The organism is Polynucleobacter finlandensis (assembly GCF_018881755.1).
GTDB classification, from domain to species: Bacteria; Pseudomonadota; Gammaproteobacteria; order Burkholderiales; family Burkholderiaceae; genus Polynucleobacter; species Polynucleobacter finlandensis.
In genome coordinates this window covers 52356-62053 of sequence record NZ_JACVPS010000016.1, presented here as the reverse complement: position 1 = coordinate 62053, position 9698 = coordinate 52356, and the positions used below count along the sequence as shown (strand labels likewise).

General features: G+C 45.1%; 4 protein-coding genes. 1 reads left to right on the top strand and 3 read right to left on the bottom strand.

Annotated features, from left to right (window positions below):
* Positions 1 to 674 (top strand): HD-GYP domain-containing protein (locus tag ICN49_RS10470; protein ID WP_216168013.1); only part of this gene is annotated, 674 nt, incomplete at its 5' end.
* 1040 nt (positions 675 to 1714) lie between these two features.
* On the opposite strand, the gene ICN49_RS10465 is transcribed toward ICN49_RS10470, so the two are convergent.
* The 3 genes from ICN49_RS10465 to ICN49_RS10455 form a co-directional block, all read right to left on the bottom strand.
* A complete protein-coding gene (locus ICN49_RS10465; protein ID WP_216168012.1) occupies positions 1715 to 2605 on the bottom strand; it encodes a helix-turn-helix domain-containing protein in 891 nt (296 codons plus the stop codon).
* Positions 2606 to 2885: 280 nt separating this feature from the next.
* Complete coding sequence (locus tag ICN49_RS10460) at positions 2886 to 6533, bottom strand: hypothetical protein (RefSeq protein WP_216168011.1); 3648 nt, start codon at positions 6531 to 6533, stop codon at positions 2886 to 2888.
* A complete protein-coding gene (locus ICN49_RS10455) occupies positions 6533 to 9586 on the bottom strand; it encodes a hypothetical protein (RefSeq protein ID WP_216168010.1) in 3054 nt (1017 codons plus the stop codon). The genes ICN49_RS10460 and ICN49_RS10455 overlap by 1 nt, the downstream gene beginning before the upstream one ends.
* Positions 9587 to 9698 lie beyond the last annotated feature (112 nt).

The window sequence follows — 9698 nt, the reverse complement described above, 5'->3', positions numbered from 1 at the left end:
TTGCTGCGGAGTTGGTGATTGCTAATATCAAGATTGAGCAATCTGAAATTCAGCTACTCTCATCGCTTAATGCTCTTGCTAAAGCTAGAGACAATGAAACTGGCAACCATATTATTCGCACACAACACTATGTGAAGGTGCTTGCTTTGGGACTTAGATCGGAAGGTTACTACGTTGATTGCCTCTCCGACGCTTCGATTTGTTTGTTGTTTAAGGCGGCACCGCTTCATGACATTGGAAAAGTTGGCATCCCCGATTCCATCTTGTTAAAAAATGGCCCCCTTACCGATAAAGAGTGGGCGATTATGAAAACCCATACACTGATTGGAGAATCAGTATTAGATGCTGTAGATGTTGGGCATGATGCTGAGTCCGATGTGATTACAAAGGCTATCAAAATTGCAGGCGGGCATCATGAAAAATGGGATGGTTCTGGCTATCCTCGTGGGTTAGCCGGTGAAAACATTCCTCTTGAGGCTAGGATTATGTCTATAGCCGATATGTACGACGCCTTGGTTACTGCTCGGGTTTATAAAGAAGCATGGCCTCACGAGCGGGCCGTTGACGAAATTATGTCCAGTAGAGGAACTCGGTTTGATCCAGTAATGGCTGATGTCTTTAACATCAAGCAAGATATCTTTCGAGAAATTGCTAAAAAATATCAGGATAGCTAGATGTTTCCATGCAGCGAGATTACAAATATGGGGATCGAGTATCAATTGCGCTAAAGCAATCCTCAACGGGCTAGTCACTTCAGCAGTGCGATGCCTGTAGCCTTAGCTATCACCTAAAACCAATATTTCCGTAACAGTGTTGGCCCTTCTCCAGACAGCACTTGTCATCACCCCCACATTAGTTCGGGCATCCGAACTTAACGGCTCTCAGCACCCATTAGTGCTTGCCTGTTTCGTGTCATAAACAAGTACTGGCACCCCTTGGATAATTTCAATCTTATTAGATTCGATCTCTCCATAACAGCGCTGTATTGATGAATTTTTTCTTGCCACATTATTGACATCGCCAGAGGCGCAGCCCTCTATCGCCACGCCCAAAATGGCTGTAGCAGTTATGTTAATAAGTAATGTAATGAAAATACCTCTTAGATCTAGTCGGAACAAGTGTCTGCCCCCGCTTTAAAAAAACCCACTTGATACACCCTATATATACAAGCATCATGAGAAAATAAATACGCGATGTATTGGGGGGTGTGACACCTCTATTTTGTATTGGGCTATTGATGTGATCATCCGCCCTTCACCGAAGATCATCTCTTATTTTGGAAAGCCGTCGCGTTACTCTTATTGGGGGTAAGCTAAGAAGTGGTGGCTCCATGTTGCCTATCGCATTCTGGACCAGAAAAAATAGGCTCCGCCATCGGAATTGAGTATCTCGATCCTCATTACTGAATGGCGGGTGACAAGCTACTGAGCAAACAGGGCAGAAATAGTTTTACTTTGATATTGAGATTACCAATGGGCCAAGTCAGCCTAAAGGTTTTTTAGGCGTCATGCCCAGCTAAAAGAACGTTAGCAAGAAATGCTACTACTTACAAAAATATAGCGGGCTGCTACCCGCCGAACTTTTTCTGTAAGATATTCTGAGCAGACCGACCATTGGTAGCTTAATTTTTATTTCCCGAGGCAATAAGGCCGAGGATATGTTGCAGATGCTTACTTACAGCCAAAGATCGCATCTTCCTCTGACGGGGCCACAGTTACTGAATTTTCGCCTCTTGCAAAATAATTGCCTGGCCATCTAAACCTAATTTGACTTTATATCCCTGATAATACATATCAAATTGATTTAGACGTGTGGAAACAATCTTAAACGGCGGTTGGCCAATGAAGTTAAAACCCTCGCCGTGGGATACTGAAATCTGATGCTGATTCACGCTAGCATCCTCAAAACAAATAATTTCATCTTCCCCTTTATTAAAAACATAAACCTGATTACCGATTTTGCTCGATTTTGGAGGGGTATATTCCAAGACGGGTATTGTCGATGATGTGGCCATGCCGCATGAGGAAGTGAATTTTTTTATCGGGGCCTCTATTTGGGCGTAGCTTTGCTGTTGAAGTATGAATGCGGCCGTTGGCTCTGTATTCTGCAGCCCTTCAATTTCCGCACCTAGTTGTCTAGCTTCTTGGGCTACGAAGTCCATCGGGCCCTCCTCAAGTGACTGGGCAAATAAAATCCAGCCTAAGATAAGTAACGATATGGCCAAAAATATCCCAAGACCCAATGCACTTGAGCTATATGCTTTCTTTGAATCGAGAGTAGATAGCTTCTGATCTATCGGCAGACCCTGCATTACCGCCTTTTGTGCCGAAACATTTAATAGGGATAGATTCTCAGGCTCAAAATCCGCCCTAGGCATTTCAAAAGCCTCTTCATAGCTTAAGCCCAAAATCCTAGCTACCTTTTTAGCGCTTTGAAATTTGATGGCCAGAGTATAAAAAGCACCATACCCACCATCTTCTATCTGCCGTATTTGCACCTTAGAAAAAGTTGCTTTTTTAGCCAGATCCTCAATTGAAAGTCCAAGCCCCTCCCTTGCCCCCTTGAATGATGTCCCTATGATTTGAGGCAAAAATAACCTTTCCATACAAATATATCTAATCTTCATAAAATAATGGAAATGGATATGGGTGCTCACCCCTCTTTTAAGGGGTAAGGGGAAACTAAAAATTCACATTTTTTATAAAATATAAAACCGTCTCAATTAGTAGATTAAGGTTGCTGAGAAAGCATCGCTGAAGGAAGTGTCTATTTTTTGATTTCCAACTTAGCGTTAGAAATGAAGCGCTTTCGAAGAAGATAGGGGTAATGAATGATGAAGTAAATATCCATTGAAATATGGATATCTAAAGAATTAGCAGATGATCTCAATCTAATTCATGGATAGTTGTAGGTAAGCCGAAAAATATCCCCAACAAAATTATCATCTGCCTAAAAGCAAACGGTAAATCATCTGCCGCTTTACCCCTACACTTCAATTCCAAGCTATTTTTTCCAGCCGGCGCATAGTCTATTTCCAATGCGCCTAGAAATCTCATATAGATTTTATTGATTGGATTTGAAATAACTGCACTCTTTCTTTTGTGTTGGCCAGCACCTAACTCCTTCTGAGTAAATTTAATCGCATCTGGTCTGGCTCGAATCCGCTCCTTGGCATAATCAAACAATAGGAAAATATCGTCAGGATGACTTTCAAAATGGGTGATTGCCTTTGTAAGCCATTGATCAGCCTTCTTGAGCGCGCCTAGCATACGCGGCTTTTTCACAATAAAAGCCTTGGGTAGTGGGATAGGTAAATTTTCGTAAAGATACTTTCTGTCTAGTGCATATAGATCAGCTTGATTTGTAAACGCGGTGGCATTGCCAATCCACTGGTGAGCGAGCTCCTCCGGAATATCAAGTAACGCAGCTGTTTTAGAAAACTGCTTTTCTTCTGCGCCAAGAAGCCTCTCGAAACTATCACAAGCCCACTCAATACCTCGCCCAGCTTCAGGATTCAACATCTGCACAAGGCTTAAACCCTTCGAAGCCTGCTTCTGAACCCTTGGCCCTGGACTTATCACCTCATTAAGCAATACCGGCACTTTATCTGGCCCAGCTTTGGGATCATTAAACGGCGTTTTGCACCGATTGCGCCTGATATTTAAATTACGTCTGGAGCCAGGATAGAGCGCATTTAATAACCCCGAATTAAAGCGCAACAAACGCTCATGCAAAAAAGCGCCAGTCAAGATATCAATTACATGGATGTAGCTATAAAGCGTGGTTGCGGGAGATGAGTGCCCGAGCAATGTAGATACAGCATACAACTCTGAAGGGCTTGCCCTTGAATCATTGAGTAAAAAATAACGGGTACGTCCCATGCGGCGCTTTAAGTTACCAATCTGCTGTATGGGATTGCTGGCATCAGGCATCCCTAAGGCCTTATGATCTTTAGCAATCCTCGCTCCAATATCTTTATTGCCATAGAGATGATCCAGAATAAACCGCTCTGAATTGGGTAATCGAGGCGCACATAAGAGCATTAAGGTATTCATTGCCGCAGAGTGCCGCAAATGATGAAAGCGGATGTAGGGATTTTTTGTAACCCGCCTCATCGACTCGTGAATATAGTCAATGATCCTGTCGCGCTCAGTATTGCTAGATATTTCTACAGGATTTTCCGCTTGTGCCTTTGCGCTCATTGGCACAGGGAACAAGAATTCCAATTCTGCCGCCGAATAAAGCTCCGGTTCAGGTAACTTGGTTTTCCCGCCTACCGGGCCTACTTTAGCTTCGGGCGCTTCAATCTTGATTAGCTCATCAACACATAGGGTGCCTTGCTCACGGGCGGCAGTCCACAAGGTTAACCAGTTCAGCTCTCTAGGCTCGAGCAGAGCTTGGGCTGGCAAGATACGAACTGAAGAGTTTGACTTTAAGCGGCGATGTTTCCACCACTGCAAGGAGATTTCAGTGGGCCATTCTGCTTTGATATGGACATGTCCGGTAGCTAGTTTGAGCGCCTCTGATCTACGCATACCCAAGCGATAACCTAAAGTGAAAATTAATAGGCAAGCGTTCTTATATTCAGGCGGCTGATTCCTACAGGCGGTGGTGTAAAGGTCAATTTGCGCCCATCGAAACTCTAGTTCGGTTACATACCCAACATCAACTTCTGATTCAGACCGAATGCCCTTTTCTTCTACTCCCCGCTGGCTTTTACGTAAGCTTTCCCAGGCTGCCCCAAAGGTCTTCTTATCTTTGGGTGCCATCATCTGGGCGTCAAGCTCTACAAATGCTTCTCTCCAATCTTCGGATGTCAGCGCATGTAAATCCTCATCCAAATCCCAATCCGCCATGACTAGTGGCAACACTAACTGGAGTTGGCTCACGAGCATTTCTTGCGAAAGACTTTTGGCTGCCCAGTCTTGCGCAATTAAATGGCGAATCCACCTCAATAAACTAAGAGTGAGCCCTTGCTTGGAAAGTTGATACCGCTTTTCTATTTCCTCAATGACATCCATACACCGCGCTTGACTTGCCGCATCTTCGTGACTTAAATGAGAGATCGCCTCAAGGATTTGCTCAATCCACTGCATCGCTACTGGAGAGGGTTCGCAGCTTTCAAATTGATCCCTTTGCTCTTTAGACTCACCTTCACTTTCGACCCAGGACTCATCAAGATTTTCTTTCGCGATTGTGGCCGTTGGCCTCTGGGCATCTGACATACCTAGCTGCAGCAAGCTCTCTATTTGCAAATCCTGGGTGGTGATTTTTCCTGCCAAGTACCGGGCAATAAAAGTGGGCAAGGTATCCTCTTGCCATGATTGCGTGGCATACATCAATGCCGTGCGCGTAGAGATTTGATCAATTGCTTTAAACAAGGTTTCTTGATCCATCCCCATTTCATTGAATATTTTTTGAATGCGCAGCGCATCCTTCAATGCGCCCATAAATGCGATTAAACACTCGCTATCAAACTGAGGTCCCCGGTCGGTGAAGACCCAATTTTCTCGGTAACGGGCATGTAAGGCAGCCGTCAGCGGATCAGCAATCCAGCGCGATAAATTGGGGCCGTACTCTTTCGTATGCCTAGGCGCCTTATTCTTATTTTTCTTGCGCGCCTTTTCAAGCGCAACATAGGCGGCATCAATTGGGAGCCGAAGATTGCGAGGCAAGAGAAGGCTGGAGTAGGGTGCATCTAACACCTCTTTAGCCAAGCTGAGCTCTACAATTTGCTTAAGTTGCTGGAAATTTTGCACTCCAGAAAAAACGATGGCGCTAAATATATAGCCGCCAAACTGGGCCTTCGGATCTAATGCCTCCCAATCAAACTTGCCAAAGCGCTGATTGGTAAAAGCTGCAATTAAGAGGCGAAGGGCGATTGCCTGCCCAGCTTCTCGCTCCAGTTTTTCTTTTCTGGCTCCCGCCGGCAAACCTTCCCCCGCTTTTTTACTGTCAAAGTGTCGATAGGGATTGGGCTCTGGCAAAACAATATCAATGCTTCCTAGGCCGGGCCACTCTAGTTTTTGCGCAACACATAAGTCAGCAAGATCAGCCTCAAGTACATCAAATAGCCATTTTTTCCAACTCAAAAAACCATCGGCTAAAGTAAAAACGTTATTAAATAGTGTTTGCACACCCTGCATGTAATCGGCGGGATCGACCAATCGCAGCGTGTCCACGCCGCGCAATTGTTGATCCGGCAATAAGACGTCCAGTGATGCCTTCTGCAAAGAATCATTTAAGGCCAACCTGGAAATACCCAAGATAGCGCAGCCAACCTCAAGCAACTCACCTTTGGCTAGATATTCCTTTCCAATACACTCGCGAATCTTGGAGCAAATCATTGCGCCAATCTGCTCTACAGATACGTCCAGCATTTGGCTGGCATCCTGGTGAGGACGAGTGATTTGCGAAATAATTTTTAGTAAGCGAGGATCCGTTGGTTGTGCGCGCAATTGACTGACCAACCGCTCTTGCGCTTCCTTGATAACACGTGCGACCTCTGTATTGGCGCTCGGTTTGGCGGCCACTAAGCCTTATCCTTTGGCCACACCGGCATTGCTAGCGTAATAACTTCAAAACCCAAATCCTGGATTACTTTTTGAAGCGGTATTTCGATCCGCTCGATGTACTCCAAATAGCTATGGGACCCAAATTGATGAAAGGGCGCTGTACCGATTTGCCAGTGTCCGTGCCACGTACTGATATCGGTCTGACTCACTCCGGCATTTTTTAATAGGGCGGGAATGAGCTTACGGTGAAAGTTAGGCTGCGCAACAATCGATGTCGCAATGTATTTTCTAAAGTGCCCCCGCATTTTGTCCTGACTCCATTTTTCAATCATTGGCGGCAAAGCCACAGGGGTGGGCACACTCTTTTTGCTTCCTTTTTGTTTTTTGGATTGTGATGCTGCTTCAAGCCAAATTAATTCTCCATACAAAGCATGCTGAGTAACATCAGGGACTATTTTTCTAAGCAACTTGCGGCGCAATTGCTCATATACCCACATTTGCTTTTGCAATAGCGGGCTTAGCCAAACCACTCGCAAGCGATCCCCTGCACGGTTAGTTTTATCGCCCATGCGCGTGAGTCCCAAACAAGGATCGACTGAGGCAATATCTACATATGGCAGGTGATGTGGACGCTGCGAGGTTTCACAAGCAAACCAAAGGGCGCAATATAAGGTGAGCTGATTAAAGGCTTCACAAAATAGTTCGTGATCTTGAGCTCTGCCGTTAGCTAAGCGCGGTATGTCAATGTGCTGCTTTAACTTTTGCACCTGCTCAATCAAAAGTTGTGGATGCCCTTCTTGACTTATTGCAATCAAACCGGTTGCGCCCAATACACTCGGCCTCATGGTCTTAAATGCAGCGGCTTCACCTTTACTTCCAAGCAATTCTGTTTTGCTTGAAAGTAGGTCGGCGAGGCTTGGCCTGGTTTGTCGAGAGGCAGAGGCCGCTTGAATATCGCCCACATCCACACTCGTTGCCAAATAGCTATCTAGAGAACCTAGTTGTTTTGTTCCTTTATAAACATCGTGGGTGTAGTAATGAGAATCCGATCTAAAGGCCCCCGGAGTATGGGGATCCAAAATATCTAGAAGCTTTGGATCGTATTTTTTTCCAACCATTTGGTGCTTACTCCACTCCCTTAACTTCAAAAAAGTCAGGGGGCGCTTCGCTTTGTATAAATCCATATTTTGATTAAAGTTCGCAAGCAGGCCTTGGCACTGCCTCTCAATTTCAAGATACTCGCCAGGAGGAAATATGGGTGAGGATGCCTCTGATATATGAGCGCTTTCCTTAATTAATTGATCGGCTAACCCGGATTGATCCTGAAAGACGATGGCATTGAGGTGTGGCGCATATTGATCTGCCTTTACATTAACTAGCTCAGACCAAGCGTAATTCGGAACGGACAGCCTCCATAAATAAATATGACTTGTCTTGTCCTCTGGCAATCCCTTGGCTTTTATTAGATGCAAGGTTTGATTGGCCAATGAGGACTTATTGCTTTTGATTGACTCATCCCCAACATCAAAATTCGTATTCCCACTGCGCCAACCCACTCGCTCGCGCAAAATAACCTGGATCGCTAATGCTGTTTTTATATCGATGCCCAAGATATACACCAGTCGCAATACCTGAATTGCTCTTAAGCATGTGGACCGCTCTGACGCATCGGGCTTACTAACTGCCAGCGCACTCTGTAGCTCATCCAAGTAATTTTTAAATTGGTCAATCTCTTTCCACGAGGCCACATTGGCGCCCCAATGCAATCTCTGATTGAGCTTTGCTATAAAACGTTGCGCATAACTAGAGTCTCTTTCAAGCTCTAGCCTGCTTTTACCCACCTGTGGAGCAACCCATTTCAGCTTCGGCGAATCCGAGCGATCATCCTCGATCTCTTCCGCCACATCATCGCCCGGCTCTACCAATTGCTCTATGTACTCATCGGTGATGGTGGCCTCTTCGATTGGAATAATCTCCAATTCATTGCCCCTAAGATCACCCTCACTAAACCAAATCTCTCGATAAAGGCCGCGATATTGAATGCCTAGATTCGTTATTTCTGCCGATCTGCGCTCTTTCTCTTTTTCTTTCCCCAAATCTGGATCGCGACTTAACTTTTCCCTGCGGGCGCTACTAGAAAATGCTCTGCAAACTATTTTGAGGTTTTTTTGATTCTTACTTAATTCATTTTTTACTGTATCTGGCGCGCCTTGTAGGCGCACATACTCCTTGGCGCACTCTTCCTTAAATTTTGGGTAGGGCAGCTTGGTCCAATTTAATAGTTTTTTTGCCGCATTATTGCCATCCCAATTGAGCGACCATCCACGAAAGATCTGCTCGATTTGCTGAAAGTAGAGGTGATAGCGATCCTTGGAAACGTCTTCGCTCTGAAATGACATGGAGTCTGTGAACTTTTGCTGCTCCGCAGTAATCTTGACTGAAATCGACTTGTCCACACCAACAACGGTTTGGTTTGTGCGGGTAATGTCCAGTAGCTCTTGATTTCGAATAATGGAGAATCCAGCCAAGCGACGCATTGCTACCGTATAGGGGTGCATTTGCCTGTCTGCCGAATTTATTGCCCCTGACAACCAAATATCGTTGCTAAGTATTGAATAGAGCGGGTATATCCGTGACCCATGAAAGAGCATTGGATTGGCAAGAGGACTTGTATTTTCATTGTTCAGATCATTTGAGCCTGCCCCATCCAATTCGCCCATATCTTTAAAAAGTAGGGGGCTTGCACGCTGCAATGGAATGGCTAGTCGATAAATCTCATTGGCCACTCGCAAAAGAAGTGGCCAGTCTATTTTTGGGATGTCAGGCTCTGCCTTTTGCATTTCGGTACTAATCGCCGCAAGCCGACTAATCGCTGGTGCTAATGCCCGAAATTTAGGCTCAGGTCTAATTAGCCACAAGAAGTAATTGAGGTCTTTTCGGGAAAGTCCGTCAGCTTGATTGACGGATGGGTTCGCCTCGAGCGGAAAGAGCTCTCTTAAAAGCTTAATTTCAGGGCTGTTGTCATAAACCCGAATGACTGATTTGCTGGTTTTTTCTGCTGCTTTAACCATCCACCATTTAAACCGATAGCAGGGCGTTTGTAAGAATTAATTCAATTTGCCTGGTTTTGATTAATACTCAATTCTGATTTGCGCGCCCTTAGCATTCAATTTTGAAGGCATG